General features: G+C 68.0%; 15 protein-coding genes and 1 tRNA gene. 11 read left to right on the top strand and 5 right to left on the bottom strand.

Going from position 1 to position 15773, the window contains the following annotated elements; translation table 11 throughout:
- Positions 1-166 precede the first annotated feature (166 nt).
- From N4261_RS01550 to N4261_RS01525, 6 genes are all read left to right on the top strand, one after another.
- On the top strand, positions 167-694 hold the full coding sequence (locus N4261_RS01550; protein WP_261758483.1) for a hypothetical protein: 528 nt from the start codon (positions 167-169) through the stop codon (positions 692-694).
- Between the two features lie 67 nt (positions 695-761).
- On the top strand, positions 762-1685 hold the full coding sequence (locus N4261_RS01545) for a branched-chain amino acid transaminase (RefSeq protein WP_261758482.1): 924 nt from the start codon (positions 762-764) through the stop codon (positions 1683-1685).
- A 97-nt stretch (positions 1686-1782) separates the two neighbouring features.
- Positions 1783-1992 carry a zinc-finger domain-containing protein gene (locus N4261_RS01540; protein ID WP_261758481.1) on the top strand — a complete coding sequence of 70 codons (210 nt, stop codon included), beginning with the start codon at positions 1783-1785 and terminating at the stop codon, positions 1990-1992.
- An 81-nt stretch (positions 1993-2073) separates the two neighbouring features.
- Positions 2074-2535 (top strand): YybH family protein, encoded by a 462-nt coding sequence (locus N4261_RS01535; protein WP_261758480.1) that lies wholly within the window; start codon positions 2074-2076, stop codon positions 2533-2535.
- Positions 2536-2546: 11 nt separating this feature from the next.
- On the top strand, positions 2547-3560 hold the full coding sequence (locus N4261_RS01530; RefSeq protein ID WP_261760868.1) for a YheT family hydrolase: 1014 nt from the start codon (positions 2547-2549) through the stop codon (positions 3558-3560).
- Positions 3561-3590: 30 nt separating this feature from the next.
- Complete coding sequence (locus N4261_RS01525) at positions 3591-4130, top strand: DUF2946 family protein (RefSeq protein ID WP_261758479.1); 540 nt, start codon at positions 3591-3593, stop codon at positions 4128-4130.
- 45 nt (positions 4131-4175) lie between these two features.
- Here the strand turns inward: N4261_RS01525 and N4261_RS01520 are convergent, their stop codons facing one another.
- Positions 4176-4814 (bottom strand): c-type cytochrome, encoded by a 639-nt coding sequence (locus tag N4261_RS01520; protein WP_261758478.1) that lies wholly within the window; start codon positions 4812-4814, stop codon positions 4176-4178.
- A gap of 273 nt (positions 4815-5087) precedes the next feature.
- Here N4261_RS01520 and N4261_RS01515 point away from each other — a divergent pair.
- The 3 genes from N4261_RS01515 to N4261_RS01505 all read left to right on the top strand — a co-directional run bounded on the left by N4261_RS01515 (position 5088) and on the right by N4261_RS01505 (position 10830).
- Positions 5088-5162: transfer RNA gene (locus tag N4261_RS01515), tRNA-Arg, on the top strand.
- A 482-nt stretch (positions 5163-5644) separates the two neighbouring features.
- The gene (locus N4261_RS01510) at positions 5645-6541 is read left to right on the top strand and encodes a class II glutamine amidotransferase (protein ID WP_261758477.1); all 897 of its coding nucleotides are present in this window, start codon (positions 5645-5647) and stop codon (positions 6539-6541) included.
- A 122-nt stretch (positions 6542-6663) separates the two neighbouring features.
- Positions 6664-10830 (top strand): hypothetical protein, encoded by a 4167-nt coding sequence (locus tag N4261_RS01505; RefSeq protein WP_261758476.1) that lies wholly within the window; start codon positions 6664-6666, stop codon positions 10828-10830.
- Positions 10831-10860: 30 nt separating this feature from the next.
- Here the strand turns inward: N4261_RS01505 and N4261_RS01500 are convergent, their stop codons facing one another.
- The 4 genes from N4261_RS01500 to N4261_RS01485 all read right to left on the bottom strand — a co-directional run bounded on the left by N4261_RS01500 (position 10861) and on the right by N4261_RS01485 (position 13642).
- Entirely contained in the window at positions 10861-11544 is a 684-nt protein-coding gene (locus tag N4261_RS01500; RefSeq protein ID WP_261758475.1) for an ABC transporter ATP-binding protein, read from the bottom strand.
- Complete coding sequence (modB, locus tag N4261_RS01495; RefSeq protein ID WP_261758474.1) at positions 11541-12209, bottom strand: molybdate ABC transporter permease subunit; 669 nt, start codon at positions 12207-12209, stop codon at positions 11541-11543. Before modB ends, N4261_RS01500 begins: the two co-directional genes overlap by 4 nt.
- A gap of 40 nt (positions 12210-12249) precedes the next feature.
- Positions 12250-13020 carry a molybdate ABC transporter substrate-binding protein gene (modA, locus tag N4261_RS01490; protein ID WP_261758473.1) on the bottom strand — a complete coding sequence of 257 codons (771 nt, stop codon included), beginning with the start codon at positions 13018-13020 and terminating at the stop codon, positions 12250-12252.
- 196 nt (positions 13021-13216) lie between these two features.
- Entirely contained in the window at positions 13217-13642 is a 426-nt protein-coding gene (locus tag N4261_RS01485) for a GNAT family N-acetyltransferase (protein ID WP_261758472.1), read from the bottom strand.
- A 100-nt stretch (positions 13643-13742) separates the two neighbouring features.
- Here N4261_RS01485 and N4261_RS01480 point away from each other — a divergent pair, with 100 nt between their 5' ends.
- Both N4261_RS01480 and N4261_RS01475 read left to right on the top strand, forming a co-directional pair.
- Positions 13743-14108, top strand: a complete 366-nt coding sequence (locus tag N4261_RS01480; protein ID WP_261758471.1) for a GFA family protein — start codon at positions 13743-13745, stop codon at positions 14106-14108.
- A 180-nt stretch (positions 14109-14288) separates the two neighbouring features.
- On the top strand, positions 14289-15683 hold the full coding sequence (locus tag N4261_RS01475) for a TolB family protein (RefSeq protein WP_261758470.1): 1395 nt from the start codon (positions 14289-14291) through the stop codon (positions 15681-15683).
- Positions 15684-15773 lie beyond the last annotated feature (90 nt).

The raw sequence follows: 15773 nt of genomic DNA, 5'->3' as shown, positions 1-15773 counted from the left end.
GCCTCCGCAATCCCCACATTTGTCGGGGCCTGCGCTGCGTCGACAATGTCCGGCGCTGCAGCTCGTGCCCGCCACAGATCTTCCCCCTGCGCCCACCCATGATGTCCGACCACGATTTTCCGGCTGCGCCCAACGTTCCCATGCCCGCCGCGCCGGAGCCCCACGCATGAACAAATATTTCGGAATCGCCTTGACCGTGGCCGCCTTCGTGGCCGGGACGGTGTTCTTCGGCTGGAAGGGCGCGATCGTCGCCCTGTCGGGCGTCGTGTTCTATCTGCTGCTGCAGTTCAGCCAGCTGATGAAGGTGATGCGCACCGCCAACGCGTCGCCGCTGGGTCATGTGTCCAGCGCCATCATGCTGCAGTCACGCCTGCATGTCGGGATGAAGCTGGTGGACCTGATCAAGCTGACACGCTCGCTGGGCGAGAAGGTCGGGCCGGAGACCTACCGCTGGACCGACGCCGGCGCGGACGCGGTCGACGTGGTGATGGCGCGCAGCCTGGTGGTGAGCTGGACGCTGGTGCGGGCGGCGGATGTCGCCAGTGCCGCACCGGGATCGGCGTTGGGGTCGGCGTCGGCGTTGGACGATCGGGCCGAACCGGCGGACGAGGTCGAACCGGCCGCGACGCTGTCGCCGTTGGCGCCCGCCCCCACCCCCGACACGGCGTCGGATCGCGCCCCGTCCGCGCGTTAGCCGCCTGCGGACGCGGCGGCGCCGCATAAAATCGCCGCTTTTGCAGCACAAGGCAGAAGGAAATCCCATGTCACTGGACGACCGCGACGGCAAGATCTGGATGGACGGCGAGCTGGTGGACTGGCGCGACGCCAAGATCCATGTGCTGACCCACACCCTGCATTACGGCTGCGGCGCCTTTGAAGGCGTGCGGGCCTACCAGACCGACAAGGGCACCGCGATCTTCCGCCTGCGGGAGCACACCGAGCGGCTGTTCAACAGCGCCAAGATCCTGCGCATGAAGCTGCCCTTCACCGTTGAACAGGTGGAAGAGGCGCAGAAGACGGTGGTGCGTGAAAACCAGTTGGCGAGCTGCTACCTGCGTCCGCTGACCTGGATCGGCTCGGAAAAGCTGGGCGTGAGCCCCAAGGGCAACAAGGTCCATCTGATGGTCGCGGCCTGGGCCTGGGGCGCCTACCTGGGCGAGGAAGGTCTCAAGCGCGGCATCCGCGTGAAGACCAGCAGCTACACCCGCCACCATGTCAACATCACGATGACCCAGGCCAAGGCGGTGTCCAACTACACCAACTCGATCCTGGCCAACATGGAAGCGACCGAGGACGGCTATGACGAGGCCCTGCTGCTGGACGCCTCCGGTTTCGTCTCCGAAGGCGCGGGCGAGAACCTGTTCATCATCAAGAACGGCGTGGTCTACACGCCCGACCTGTCGGCCGGCGCGCTCAACGGCATCACCCGCAACACCATCTTCGCGATCTGCCAGGACCTGGGCCTGAAGCTGGTCGAGAAGCGCATCACCCGCGACGAGGTCTACATCTCGGACGAGGCCTTCTTCACCGGCACCGCCGCCGAAGTCACCCCGATCCGCGAGCTCGACCGCATCGAGATCGGCATCGGCAGCCGCGGACCGATCACCGAGAAGATCCAGACCGCCTTCTTCGACATCGTGCACGGACGCAATCCGGCCTATGCCCACTGGCTGACGCCGGTCTGAGCCTCACCCCATCGCCCGTCGCGCCCGTCACGTCCGTCACCTCTCCCCGCCTCCCAGCCCCGCTTCCCTGCGCGCTGCCAGCCAAGAGCCACACATCATGAGCACCTCTCCCAAATCCGTCGTCGAAGTCACCGCCAAGGAACTGCAAGGCCCTGGCGTGGTGTTCTGCCCCAATCCGAAGATGCCGCTGTGGAGCAACCATCCGCGCGTCTTCATCGACCTGAGCCACGGCGGCCAGGGCCAGTGCGCCTACTGCGGCACCGTCTACCAGCTCAAGGCCGGCGAAGTGCTGCCCGCCGGGCACTGAGCGTCCGCAGGCTGTCCAACCGCTGACGTTCCGTCATCGACCACCGACCACCGAACGCTGATCACTCCCCAGGGGACCACCATGGTGCGCAAGGCTCAGTCCGCTCTGTTGCTGGCCTCTCCGGAGGACACCGAGGCGCAGTTCTACGATGCCCTGCAATCCGGCGACCTGGAACGGCTGATGGCCGTCTGGGGCGATGAGGACGAGGTCTGCTGCGTCCATCCCGGCGGACCGCGGGTGGTGGGCCAGGCTGCGATCCGGGCCAGCTTCGAGAGCATCTTCACCCGCGGTGCGGTGCCGGTGCATCCGGAATGCCAGCGACGCCTGGTGGTCGGCGACACCGCGATCCACCATGTGCTGGAGCGGGTGGAGATCGCGACCGAGGCCGGCATCCAGAGCGCCTGGGTGGTGGCAACCAATGTGTTCGTGAAGACCGCGCTGGGCTGGCGCATGGTGGCCCACCATGCCAGCCCGGGCACGTCGCAGGACGTGAAGCAGGAGGCCTCGGTGATCTCGTCCGGCACGCCGACGACCTTGCATTGACCGCGCGATCGATGCAGTACCAGGCCCCTTCCTGGCTCCCCGGCGGCCATGCACAGACCATCTGGCCGGTGTTGTTTGCCAAGCGCTACACGGGGGCGCCGCCCCAGTTCCGCCGCGTTCGCTGGGACACGCCCGACGGTGACTTCGTCGACGTTGAATTCCTGATCGAGCCGACCGGCACCGCGCCGGCATCGGCATCGGCATCGGCATCCACCTCGGCGGCCTCGGACCGACCGATGCTGGTGCTCTTCCATGGCCTGGAAGGTGGCTTGGACAGCCAGTATGTGCAGGCCTTCGCCGCCGTCGCCGCCGAGCGTGGCTGGGCGTTCGCGATGCCCTACTTCCGTGGCTGCTCGGGCGAACTCAATCTGGCGCCGCGGGCCTACCACTCCGGGGATTACGAAGAAATCGGCTGGATGCTCAGCCAACTGCGCGCGCATCACCGCGGGCCGATCATGGCCGCAGGCGTGTCGCTGGGCGGCAATGCCCTGCTGCGATGGGCGCAGGAAGCGGGTGAGGCGGCGAGCGAGACCGTGCGGTCCATCTGCTCCATCTGCTCGCCGCTGGATCTCACTGCGGCGGGCCATGCCATCGGCAAGGGCTTCAACCGGCTGGTCTACACCCGGATGTTCCTGCGCACGATGATGCCGAAGGCGCTGCGCAAGCTGCAGCAGCATCCGGGACTGTTCGACGGCGAACGCCTGCGGCGTGTGCGCAACCTCTATGAGTTCGACAACCTGTTCACCGCGCCGCTGCACGGTTTCCGGGATGTCGACGACTACTGGCTGCGTGCCTCCGCCAAGCCGCATCTGGCGCGGATCCGCGTGCCGGCGCTGGTGCTCAATGCCCGCAACGATCCGTTCGTCCCGGCACACAGCTTGCCGACACAGAGCCATGTGGGCGCCTACGTCACGCTATGGCAACCGCATGAGGGCGGCCATGTCGGCTTCCCTTCGGGGCGCCCGCCCGGTCATGTGCGGACGATGCCGGACCGGGTGAGTGACTGGCTCTCGCTGGCACGCTGACCGGGCGCCCCTTCACAGGAAAGCCGGACCATGGATCCCATCGTTGAAGCCGCACTGAAGAAATGGCCCAACGTGCCGCATTGCTACGGCTGGCTGGCGCTGGATGCGCGCGGCGACTGGTACATGCGGGATGAACGCATCCAGCACGCGGGCCCCTTCCCCCAGGTCAAGGGCAGCCGCATCACCCACGACAAGCTGCTCAGCTTCATCCAGCGCAATTACGCGGCGGATCCGCAGGGCGCCTGGTTCTTCCAGAACGGTCCGCAGCGCGTGTACGTGCAGTTGGAAGCGGCGCCCTGGATCTGGCGCCTGCAGCCCGACGATCGGGTGCTGAGCCACACCGGTCTCGAAGCCCAGGTGCAAGAGGCCTGGCTGGACGAAGCCGATCGGCTGTTCCTGGTAACTGATCTTGGACTGGGGCTGGTCCACAGCCAGGACATGGGGCAGGCGGCGGATGCGATCGAGGCGGGGCGGTGGGCGGTCCAGCCCACGACCCACGCCGCGCTACTGGCCACCCATCATGTCCAGTTGACGCCGCGCGCACCGGCGGAGGTGCCGAGCGCGCACTGACTGGTCGCGGGCACCTCGAAAGGCGCCCCCACGGGTCGACTGGGCTTACTGCGAAGCGGCAGCGTCCGGCGCCGAGGCCGCAGAAGCGGGCGGCTTGGGCTCATCGAACTTGGCGCCACCTTGGTTGGCCATGTAGACGACCGCGCGCGCGATCTCGTAATCGGAGAACTCGCCCCCGCCTTGCGGCGGCATGGCGTTCTTGCCGGCGAGCGCGGCGTGCAGCAGCGCGTCGACGCCGGTCTTGATGCGCGGGCCCCAGGCTTCGGCATCACCGAACTTGGGGGCGCCGGCGGCGCCGGCGGCATGGCAGGCGGCGCATTGGCCTTGATAGACCTGTTCGCCGGTACGCAGGGCGACGGGCGCGGACGCATCCTTCAGGTCGATGACGCCGACGGGCTGGATGCGCGCGGCCACGGCCTGCTCGTCCAGGCCGGTGCTGCCGGCGGCGGGTTTGACGTCGCTGGAGACGAAGTTGGCTGCGAGCACCAGCACCGCGATCGGGATGATGAAGGCGAAGAACACGGCGACGGCCAATTGCTTGGGCGTCTTGATCGGGCCCTCATGCGCATCGTGCGTCTGGGCTGCGGCATGCGTGTCGTGGCCCTGGGGCGCTGCATGCGTCCCGTGGCTCGGGGCGGTGGCATGCGTGCCCTGGGCTTGATCGTGATCCTGGGTTCCGCTCATGAAGTCCTCGTTGAAATCTGCAGGGAGATCGAAGGAGACAGCGCGACAGTCTGCGTGGTGGGGTGGGGAATCCCTTGCGTGAGCCGCCCCCACCGCAAAACCGGCAAAGTATAGCCAGCGGTCCTGCGCCCCACCCTGGGGCTTTCGTCAAGAAGCGACCCTCTTGACCCCGAGCCGCGCCCTGCGGCGACGTGTTTTACGGACACCCGTGGCGGTGCATTCGCCAAGGCTTTCTCGGAGGGACCTCAGAACAACGTTAGAATGCGGGCCGCGGCGACCGTGGTGAAGTGGATATCATTGGGCCCTCCGAAGGCTTAGTCGCAAGTTCGATTCTTGCCGGTCGCACCAGAATCTTTGAAGGCGTTGAGGTGACGTTGAAAGTGTCTCAACTGGACCAGAGTCCATCCTGACCTGCTTGACCCATCAGCAGGAGAGCCGGAACAGCCCGCCCTTGCAGCGGGCTTTTTTGCGTCCGGACGCGGTGGCGCGCTCACTGCGCCGATCACCTCCGCCATGAAGCGGGCGCCGGTGGCGGACAGAGAAAGTTTGTTCGTTGTTCGGCGCAACTCGGAGCTTCTCGGTCTGCTTCGCCATGTTCCGCCGATCGAGCCGGACACGGTGACCACCGAATGCATTGGCCGGAATGAATGGAGGGGCCCCACCAAGGCCCTCGCCGCCTCGGACGACGCGGCGGCGCCCCTCACCGGTGTTGCTGCGTCCGCGCGGGACGCAACGGCTCCCGCTTCGCGCAGGAGACACCCCGCCGCCGCATGAGCACATGCTGCTTCCGCATTTGGCGCATCCCCTCGCACACGCGATAGTCGGCCCCCATGTGCCAACTGCTGGGAATGAACTGCAACAGCGATGCAGCGATCACCTTCTCCTTCACCGGGTTCGCTGCCCGCGGCGGTCGCACCGCAGCGCATGTCGACGGCTGGGGCATGGCGTTCTATGAGCGCTCCGGATGCCGCGTCTTCCATGACGACCAGCCCGCCAGCGAGTCCCCGCTGGCCGAATTCCTGAGCCGCTATCCGATCAAGTCCCGCATCGTGATCGCCCACCTGCGGCGCGCGACGCAGGGGGATGTGACGATCGCCAACTGCCATCCGTTCCAACGGGAATGGCTGGGCCAGACCTGGCTGTTCGCCAACAACGGCGACCTCACCAGCTTCCATCCGACGCTGAACGGCCCCTATCGACCCGTGGGCAGCACCGACAGCGAACGCGCCTTCTGCTGGCTGCTCCAGGAGCTGCGCCATCGCTTTGCAGACCGGCAGCAGCCGCCCGCCTGGCACGAGCTGGCACCGCATGTGGCGCAGCTCAGCGAGGTCATCGCCCGCCACGGCAACTTCAATTTCCTGCTGACCAACGGCGAAGCGCTCTACACCCACTGCTCCAGCCGGCTGCAGGTGCTGCAACGTCGCCATCCCTTTCCGATGGCGCGATTGGTCGACTGCGACATGTCGCTCGACCTCAGCGCGATGAACGGCCAGAACGATCGGCTCGTGATCGTCGCCACCGATCCGTTGACCACCGACGAAGCCTGGCAACCGCTGGCCACCGGCGAATGCCGGGTGTTTGTCGATGGCGAGGAAGTCTGGCGCCAGGTGAACCCCGCCACCCGCGCCTTCCCGATCGTCGACGCCACCATCGGCCGGCCCTGGTCCGGGCTGCGGCAGCGGGCGAGCACCGCCTGGCCACTGCTGCTGCGCGACATCGCCAGATGAGCCGCATGTCTTAGCGCGTTTTGCTTCGTTGGGCGCCGGCGGGCGCGCTTCTAGAGTGACTCGGCCTGGCGGCAAAACTCCGCCAGGGACCGCTCGATCGCACTCAGGAGATGGCGCTGCCCATGGACGCTTCCAAGCTCACGACCGGACGACCGACCCCGTCGTCAGACCTCGCCCATACCGGAGCGGCCACAGACGCCCTCCCACGCGGCGACGCGCCCCCGGGCAGCCCGGGCGGCACGCCTGCCACGCCATCGGCATCCACGACCCCGGCCACCGTCCCCTCCGGCCCGCTTCAGGGGCTGGCGCCCCGCGCGAAGCGCGCGCTGTTCGGCCGTGAAGTGGCATTCAACGCCCTCGTGCCGGGCGTGGGCGGAACGGTGGAACGTCCGGTGCGGGCGTCCTTGCCGCCGCCCCACACTGCGGCGCCGCAGGACGAGGCGAGTCGCCTGGACGGTCTGACCGCACAGGCTCAAGGCCTGCGTGACCGCCTGCCGGTACGCACGCCGGTCCCCTGGGACCGCGGCGCGCGCACGACCGGGAACCAAGTCGCGACCACCCTGGTGCCGTGGATGAAGCCCCGCCCGCTCACCGAAAAGGCCACCACCCACGACGGGCCGGCTCGACCTCAGGACGCCACGCCCGTCCCCGCCACCGACAGCGCGCTGGCCCAGGCCCTGCAGCACCGCCTGAGTGCGGAGATCGTGGTGGACATGGCCCACCAGCAACTGGCCGCCGCCCAAGCCGCCACCGCCTCCGCTACGGCTGCGGCATCGGCCAGCAGCGATCCGGCAAACGGCTCAACCACAAGACCGAACGCGCCGACCGCAGCGGCAACGCCACCGACTCGACAGGCCTTGGCCGCTGCCAGGGCATCCGCGGCCAAGGCGGTGTCGGACGCCGTCGCCCAGGAAGGCGGCGCGCAGCACGCGGTCCAGGCGGCACAGCAGCGGCTGGCGGAGGCCACTCGGGTGCAGCAAGCGCAGGCGGGCTCCGGCGGGCTCCAGCCCCTGGCGGCAGAAGTGCAGGCACACCAGCAACTGGCCGACAAGGACCGCTTCGTACGGCAACGACTGGCCGACACAAAAGAGGCGCTGTACGGCGCGAGGTCCGCCGCCGTCGATCAGGTGCGCCAGCTGGCCGATGCGGAGCGACAGCTGGCGGCCGCCACCCAGCACGCCCAAACGACCGAGATCGCGCAGCAAGCGGCTCTCGAGCATCACGAGACATTGCAGACCGCCGTCGATCGCGCGCAAGCGCAACTCCGAGCGGCCCAGGCGGGCACGGAGACGGTGACGCCGGACGCCCTTCCGCGCCTCCTGCGCTTGAAGTCCCAACTGCAGGAATCGAACGCGCAGTTGCAATCGGCGACGCGCTCACACGATGCAGCACGGCTGAATGCCGCGTCCGCCGCCGAACAGGTGGCCGCATTGAGGCCGGAGGCCGCCACGGCGCGACAGCAACTCGAGACCACCGGACCCGGCGTCTCGGCCGTGCTGCAGGCCTCGCTCGCGCTGGCCGCCAGCGCAGACCAGGTGCCGGATCCAGCGATCGCCAAGGCCGCGTTCGATGCACGAGAAGCACAGGCGCTGCAGATCCAGGCGAAGCGTCCCCGCGGGTTCGCCGGCGGTATCGACAGCGAACGCTTCGGCGCGCGCCTGCTGGACGCCGTGCAGCGACGCCCCGCCAATCCGTCCGCCGATGCCCTGCCCTCGATCGGCGTGATGGAGATCGCCTCGGATCTGATGTCGGTGGTGAGCCAGGGGGACCCGGCCCGCGCACACCGGCTGCTCGAAGCGCTGCAATCGCGTCCGGCACGGGACTGGATGCAGGACGTGGCCGACCTGCCGGCTCACGGCGCAGGCGCCGAATCGGCCGATGCCGCCGATGCCGACGCCGATGTGCACAACCTGCTTCGTCAGGCCAGCGTGCTGCCGCGCGGCGCGGAGGTGGTTCACCTGCTCGGCCACCCGTCGGGCAGCATGCCGGACAGCGAGACCTTGCAGGCGATGCGGGCCTTCTGGTCGGCCGATGCCGCGCAGCGGGCGGAGCCGGATGCCGCCGTGCGTCATTGGCTGGCCGGCGCCAAGCGTGTGGCGCGGCAACTGCCTGCGGACGCGGTGGACGCCTCCTCGGTGGCCACTGTCTCCAGCGTGGATCGGGCGGCCTATCACGCGGTTCGAAACGGTTGCGTCTCGAATGCCGAGGGCTCCCCCTTTGCCCGCCACGACGACCGGATGAAGAAAGCGATTACCGAATGGGTGGTGCGTGAACAGCCGTCGGCGTCCTGGCTGAAGCGCGCCATGACGCCGCATCGGCACAAGACGCCTTTCACCTCGGGCGGACTCCAGCGCGCCACTGCCATCGCCGAGAGCTTCGGCATGACGACGCATCGCAGTCAGGCCGACAGCGGCGTGCGCAAGACGGCGGGTGCGCTGGCCGATTGGGCCCGTTCCGGCCTGGCGCAGGACCTGACCGCTGCCGGCGTGGCCGCGCCCGACGCTCGTGCCTTCGCGGCGGCCACCCAGGCCCTGGCAGAGCGGGCCGCGCAGCAGGGACATCCGTCTCAATGGACGCTCAAGGGCAGCGAGGGTTCGGCGCTGCGTGCGGCGACGCATGCGCTGGAGCATCCCCCGTCGACCGAGGGCCGACGTCGGCTGCACAAGCCCGACCGTCATCACACGCTCCCGCCGCTGTTCGAGGAGCTGGCTGCCGACGGCGCGGACGCGACGCAGGCACTGCGCGCGGTGATCGACCATCTCAAGCTGACCTTGGCGGATGCCGCACCAGCCGAGCGACACGAGGTCCTGACCCACGACGTGGCCACCCACGCCGCCGCCGACATGGCGCGTCAGCAGCGGTTTCGCAGCAAGGAGGATGTGGTGCGCTACTTCGAGCCCATCCTGCTGTCGATGCAGTTACGGGACAAGGTCAAGCTCTCCGGGGGCGGCATCGTCGGCGGCGGTCTGCCCTCGCTGCCCTACAGCGTGCCTTCCCCGGTCGTCTCGCCGGTGCTGTCTGCCGGCTGGTCGCGCAAGGAGGAGGCCTTCTTCCAGGCCTTCATGCCGATCCTGGGCATGGAGATCTCGCTGGGCAGTGCACGCACCAGCGGACCGGAAGCCACCGTGGGCGTGGCCGCCGGGCCGGATCTGCCCGGCGTGGTGAAGGCACAGGTCAGCGCGACCGAGAAGATGAGTCGCCAGCACCAACAGACCGAAGGCACCATCCTGCGGTTGTTCCGTCAGCGCGGCAAGGATGACGAGCTGCGCCAGGAGATGCTCGGCGTGCTGGACAGCTGGGTCCGCTGGGACCAGGTGCATCCCGCCGGCGGCACGCCCTACGCCGGGCCGCTGGAGGCGGTGCTGGACCGTCATCCGAAGGTCAGCCTGGGCGAGATCCAGGGCGACAGCCTCACCCGCAGCTTCGTCTCACGGGTCAGTGCCGGCGCCAATCTGAAGCTGTCCGGCGGCGACGGGAGCACCTACCGCGTCGGCGTCAGCGCGGGCGCGGCGCTCAAAGCGGAGCGCATCGCCGAGTCGCGCACCGAGCACGGCGGCCATATCCGCGTGACGGCGGACAAGGGCGACACCGCGCAGCAGAAGGTTTCCGTCGGCGTTCAGATCAACACCCTCACGCCGGCGAATCCGTCGGAAGTGAAACTCGGACCTGAGGGCCGACACGGCGCCATCGCCGGCGGCGGCATGCCGGGCTTGATCGACGCCAACCGGGATGTGTTCTGGAACCTGGAGAAACATGCGGTGTCGCCGTTCACCATCGGCGGCAAGCAGGACGCCGACCTGGATCGTCACTACAGCACACCGGCCGAGATGCTGACCAGCATCGAGCGCCACCGGGACGACTGGATCGCCCGCGGCGTCGAGACCCTGGCCCCGGATGCAACCGGCGAAAAGAACACACCGGAAAACCGCGAAAAGGCGGCCGCCCTGCTGCACGATTTCGAGGCCCAGGTGCGCCAGCTCGGACAGGACAGCCGGCTGTGCCAGTACAACGTCAACTTCTCGATGCGCCCGCAAGCCGCCGCCTGGATCGACACCTTCCGGGCGCTGGAGGGCTTGGCCACGCTGCGCGACGACGCCCAAGGCGCGGCCGAAGCACGCGCCAATGCGGACCGCACGATGCAGCAGGATTCGACCTGGCGACCGCTGATGCTGATCGTGCGGGAGAAGGGTCGTGAGCAGCGCACCCTGGGATGGAACTTCGGCGTGAGGCTGCAGCGCAGCATCGGCGTGGAAGGGCAACGCACCGCGGCGCAATATCCACCGCCTTGAGCAGGCGTCGGAGCGTCCCCGGTCTGCGGGCTAACGATCGGAGGGTGCGGGGGCTCGCACCACGCCGTCCCGCAGCATGATGCGGTGGTCACCGAATCGCGCGAGGTCCTCGGGGTCGTGGGTGATCATCAGCATGGGGATGCCGATGCGGTCCAGCAAGGCGTCGAGCTCGCCGCGCATCCGATCCCGCAGCTCCGGATCGAGCGCCGAGAACGGCTCGTCCAGCAGCAGCGCCCGAGGCTGATTGACCAGCGCGCGGGCCAGCGCGGTGCGCTGGCGTTGACCGCCGGACAACTGATGCGGCCGCTGCTGCGCCACGTGTTCCAGCTCGAAAGCCTGCAACCAACGATCGACCGCCTCGCCGCCGCCGTGGCGGCCCGGATTCAGCCAGCCGCGCTGAAGGCCGAAGGCGATGTTCTGCCGAACGGTGAGCCTGGGGAACAGGGCGTAATCCTGGAACAGATAGCCCAGGCGTCGCGCTCGCGCCGGCACGTCCACCTGTGTCGCGCTGTCGAAGACCGGTTGGCCATCGACCGCGATCGTGCCCTCATCGGGCTTGAGCAGTCCGGCGATGGCCTGCAGCGTCAGGCTCTTGCCGGCACCGGACGGCCCGTAGATCACGGTGCGGCGCGCATCGGTCCGGAACGCGACCGCCAGCTCGAAGCTGCGATCGCCGCCGACGACGCGCTTGCGGATGCTGACGTCGAAGCTCATGGATGCACCCTCGCCCCGCCCAGGCGTCCGGCGATCAGCAGCACCGCCACGCAGGTGAGCGACGTGATCAGCACCAGCAGATTGGCGGTGTCGTCCTGCCCGGCCTGCACCGCCTCATACACGGCGACCGACAGCGTCTGTGTCTTGCCCGGAATGCTGCCGGCGACCATCAAGGTCGCGCCGAACTCGCCCAGCGCGCGGGCAAAGGCCAGCAGCACACCGGCCATGACGCCGCGCCAGGCCATCGGCAAGGTGATGCGGAAGAACAGCGCCCATTCGCCCAGGCCCAGCACCCGTGCGGCTCGTTCCAATTGCGGATCGACGCCTTCGAAAGCGGCGCGTGCGGACTTCATCACCAGCGGGAAGGCCACGATGGTGGCGGCGATCACCGCGCCCTGCCAGGTGAAGATCAGGTTGATGCCCAAATGCTCCCACAGCCAGGCGCCCAGCCAGCCCCGCTTGCCGATCACCACCAGCAGGTAGTAGCCCAGCACCGTCGGCGGCAGCACCATGGGCAGGGTCAGGAGGGCGTCCAGCAGCTCACGCCCTGGAAAGCGCCATCGGGCCAATGCGTAGCCCGCGCCCACGCCCAGCACCAGGTTGAGCGCCGTCGCCCAACCAGCCACCTTCAGCGACAGCGCCAGCGCGATCCAGGCAGGTTCCACGAGGGGTCAATGCTCCGTCAGTGTGGGCGACGAGGGCGGTTCAGGGCTTGCCGAAGCCGTACTTGGCCAGCACCGCCTGACCGGCGGGAGAACGGACGAAGTCGATGAACTGCTTCGCCCCGGCCGCATTGGGGCCGCCCGCCACGGCGGCGATCGGATAGGAGATGGGGGTCTCGGTCGGCACCTGGAACAGGATGCGGGCCTTGTCCTTGAACACCAGCGCATCGGTGGCGTAGACGAAGCCGGCCTCCACTTCGCCGCGGGAAACGTAATCCAGCGCCTGCCGCACGTTCTGCGCATAGACGGCCTTGGGTTCGATCGCGGTCCACAGCCGGGCGGCCTCGAGCGCGCCCTTGGCATAACGCCCGGCGGGCACCCCGTCCGGCTTGCCGATGGCCACGCGCTTGACGGCCGCTTGCTGCAGCTCAGTCAGAGACTTGAGTGACAGCCCGCCCTCGGCCGGCGTGATCACCACCAGCGCATTGCTGACGAAGTTCAGGCGGGTCCCGTCGACCAGCAGCTTTTGCTGTCGTGCACGATCCATCGTCTCCTGGTCGGCGGACGCGAACACGTCCACCGGCGCGCCTTTGGCGATTTGCGCCAGCAACGCGTCGGAGGCGGCGAAGTTGAACTGCACCCGGGTGCCGGGATGGGCGGCCTCGAACGCCGGGGCCAGGTCGCGGAAGGCGTTGGTCAGGCTGGCTGCGGCGGAGACCGTCAGGTCGGCGGCCTGCGCTGCGCCGAACGACAGCGCAGCGACGGCCAGCACACAGGCGCGACGCGCCAAGGACAGCGAACGATTGAGCGACATGAAAGCCCCGGCGACAGCAGGTGGGTCGGATGGTGGCGCAATATATCGCAGGATATGACGGTAGGTGGGCGACGGGGTGAAGCGGAGGCAGGACCGCTGGGCGAGCCGCGCGCAGTGGGGGACTCAGCAGTCATTCAGATCGACCGACGCGGGACGTCACGGCCGCAGTCGACGGCGTGCTGAGCCTCCAGCAGCACTAGACAGACCTGGGCTGCCGGCGCCAGGCCATCCCCACCGAGCGCGGTGCAGTGAGCACAAAGCCGAACTGCGCATAGAGGTTCTGCGCCTCACCGTCGGCGATCAGGCTGACATAGCCGGTGGCGGGCACGTCGCTGTCGAGGAACTTCATGATCTCGGCCATGATGACCTTGCCCAGTCCTTTGCCCTGGTGAGACGGCAGCACGCAGATGTCGACCACTTGGTAGAAGCATCCCCCGTCTCCGATGACCCGCCCCATGCCGACGGGCTCGCCGTCGAGAAGGATCTGCACGGCGAAGAGGGACCGAGGCAGGCCGCGCGCGGCGGCCTCGGCGGACTTGCCGCTCAGTCCGGATTCAGTCCGCAATCGGGCATAGGTGGCAGCGGAGGGAATTTGCAGGGAAACGGTATACGCGGAATTCATGGATGCAGAGGCAGCGTTTGACATCAGGTACAGGAAGGCTTGCGATACGGCCTGTGGCGATAGTAGGCTACCGACACTGTCCTTCCTCGGGGAGTTCCTCATGACGCATCAAGGCGCGTGCCACTGCGGCGCGGTCCGACTCACGCTCCCGTCGACGCCCGAGGTCGCCACCGACTGCAACTGCTCCCTCTGCCGCCGGATCGGGGGACCGTGGGTGTACTTCGAGTTCGGAACGGTGACGATCGAAGGCCATCCCGAATCGACGGAGTCCTATGTCCAGGGCGACAAGACTCTTCGCACGATCCGTTGCAAGCATTGCGGCTGCGTGACGCACTGGGAGCCGACGTCGCTGGAGCCCGGGGCACGGCACGGTGTGCATCTGGCCAATTTCGATCGGGCACTGATGGCGTCGGTACGGGTCCGCCGGTTCGATGGGGCGGACACGTGGAAGTTTCTTGACGAGTGACGCGGCCTCGTTGACCACCCGGCGACATCGCCCACGCGCTGGCGTTCCATCGTGAGCGCGCCGCATCTCATCCGCGACAGGCCGTCTTGACGTCCTGTTTCGCCGGCTTCATCGCATGACGGGGTCAGGTCTTGGCTGCGCTTCTAGCATCCATGCACCCTGACTGCAGCCCCGAATGCCATGCTTGCACGCGCACCGAGTCCATCGATTCTGATCCTCCTGGCGGCGATGCAGAGCCTGCCCACAGAGGTCGCCGCGGCGCCAGCAGCGACCGCCGCCACACTGGTCATCGAACGGGTCGAGCTGCCCGGGGCAGACCCGCAACTGCAGACCTACAACCTGCAGGAAACGACGACCCTGCGCGTCTTCGCGCGTTCGGCGGCCGGATTCAAGTCCTCTCAACTCCTGTGGCAGCGACGGGATTCCGCTGGAGGCTGGCGCGCACCGGAACCCCTGCCGTTCTCCGATGCCCGATGGCGCGATTCGGACCCGCATCTGTCCGGGGACGGCAAGACATTGACCTTCGTCTCCAATCGGCTCAGCGCGGAAGGCGCGGTCCGCGGCGATGATCTTGATCTGTTTGAAGCCACGCTGACGAATGCAGACACGGGCCGATGGACGTCGCCGCGTCGACTGGCCGAGGCGCTGCAAAGCCCGCGACAGGAACTCGGTCCGGAGCGTTACGGCAAGCGCTTGTACTTCGCCTCGTCGCGCGCGGGCGGTCCAGGCAAGCTGTCCATCTACCGTGTGGACGACGATGAGACCGCCCCGCCGCGCGCCCTTCCCTCACCCATCAATGACGGCGTGGCCAACAGCGATTTCACGCTCAGTCCGGATGGTCGCCATGCGGTCTGGTGGAGCAACCGCGACGGGAGCGAAGGCGGGGGTGACCTCTATATGACCGAGCGCATCGGCGAGCGGTTCGGCCCCGCATTGCGTTTGCCGGCGCCGATCAACGGCGCCGGTTTCGAGTTCACGCCGTCGATCACTTCCGACGGACGCTGGCTGCTCTTCGCCTCCACGCGACCCGTCCCGGGTGTGGTGGCCGGGCTGGCGCAGGTCTATCGTGTGAGCTGGCCGGCACTGCTGGAGGCGCTCGGGCCAGAGGCGCAGGCATTCAGCCGCGCCGCCTTGGAGGCGCAAGTCTCCGCGCTGTGGCAATCGTTCGGTCATGCGGCGGGTGAACCTGCAGACATCCAACGGCTGAGCACGCTGATGCATCCGGAGGCGCGGGTGTGGAGTCAGCAATGGAATGCGCGGGTCAGCGAGTTGCAGGCCCGCAGTTGGACGGCAGAGGCATTCGTCGCCGCAGTGGGCAAGCCGTCTCCGCGAGCCCTGCATGAATGCGAGATTCACAGGGAACTGCGCCGTTATGCAGGGCACGCCGAGGTCTACAGCGTGGTGGAATCACGCCGTGATTCCGCACAGGCGGTGCCGGACGTCGTGGGGGTGAACAGCACGCAGTGGCAGCTGGGTCCGCAGGGGTGGCAGTTGGTGTCGCTGCACTATGCCTTGGAGGTGCCTGGGGCGCCGTTGTCTGGACATGGCGGACAGAGTGGGAAGTGCGTGGGATAGCGACGTCGGGATTCATCGACCTCACTGACCAACTGGGGGTGTTCCCGGCCTTCGGTGGATCAGCGCACCGCGATCGGCGATCGGCGATCG

It is taken from the genome of Roseateles amylovorans, assembly GCF_025398155.2.
GTDB classification, from domain to species: domain Bacteria; phylum Pseudomonadota; class Gammaproteobacteria; order Burkholderiales; family Burkholderiaceae_C; genus Roseateles; species Roseateles amylovorans.
Note: the sequence above shows the minus strand (reverse complement) of the source record. Positions and strands in the feature narration are given on the sequence as shown.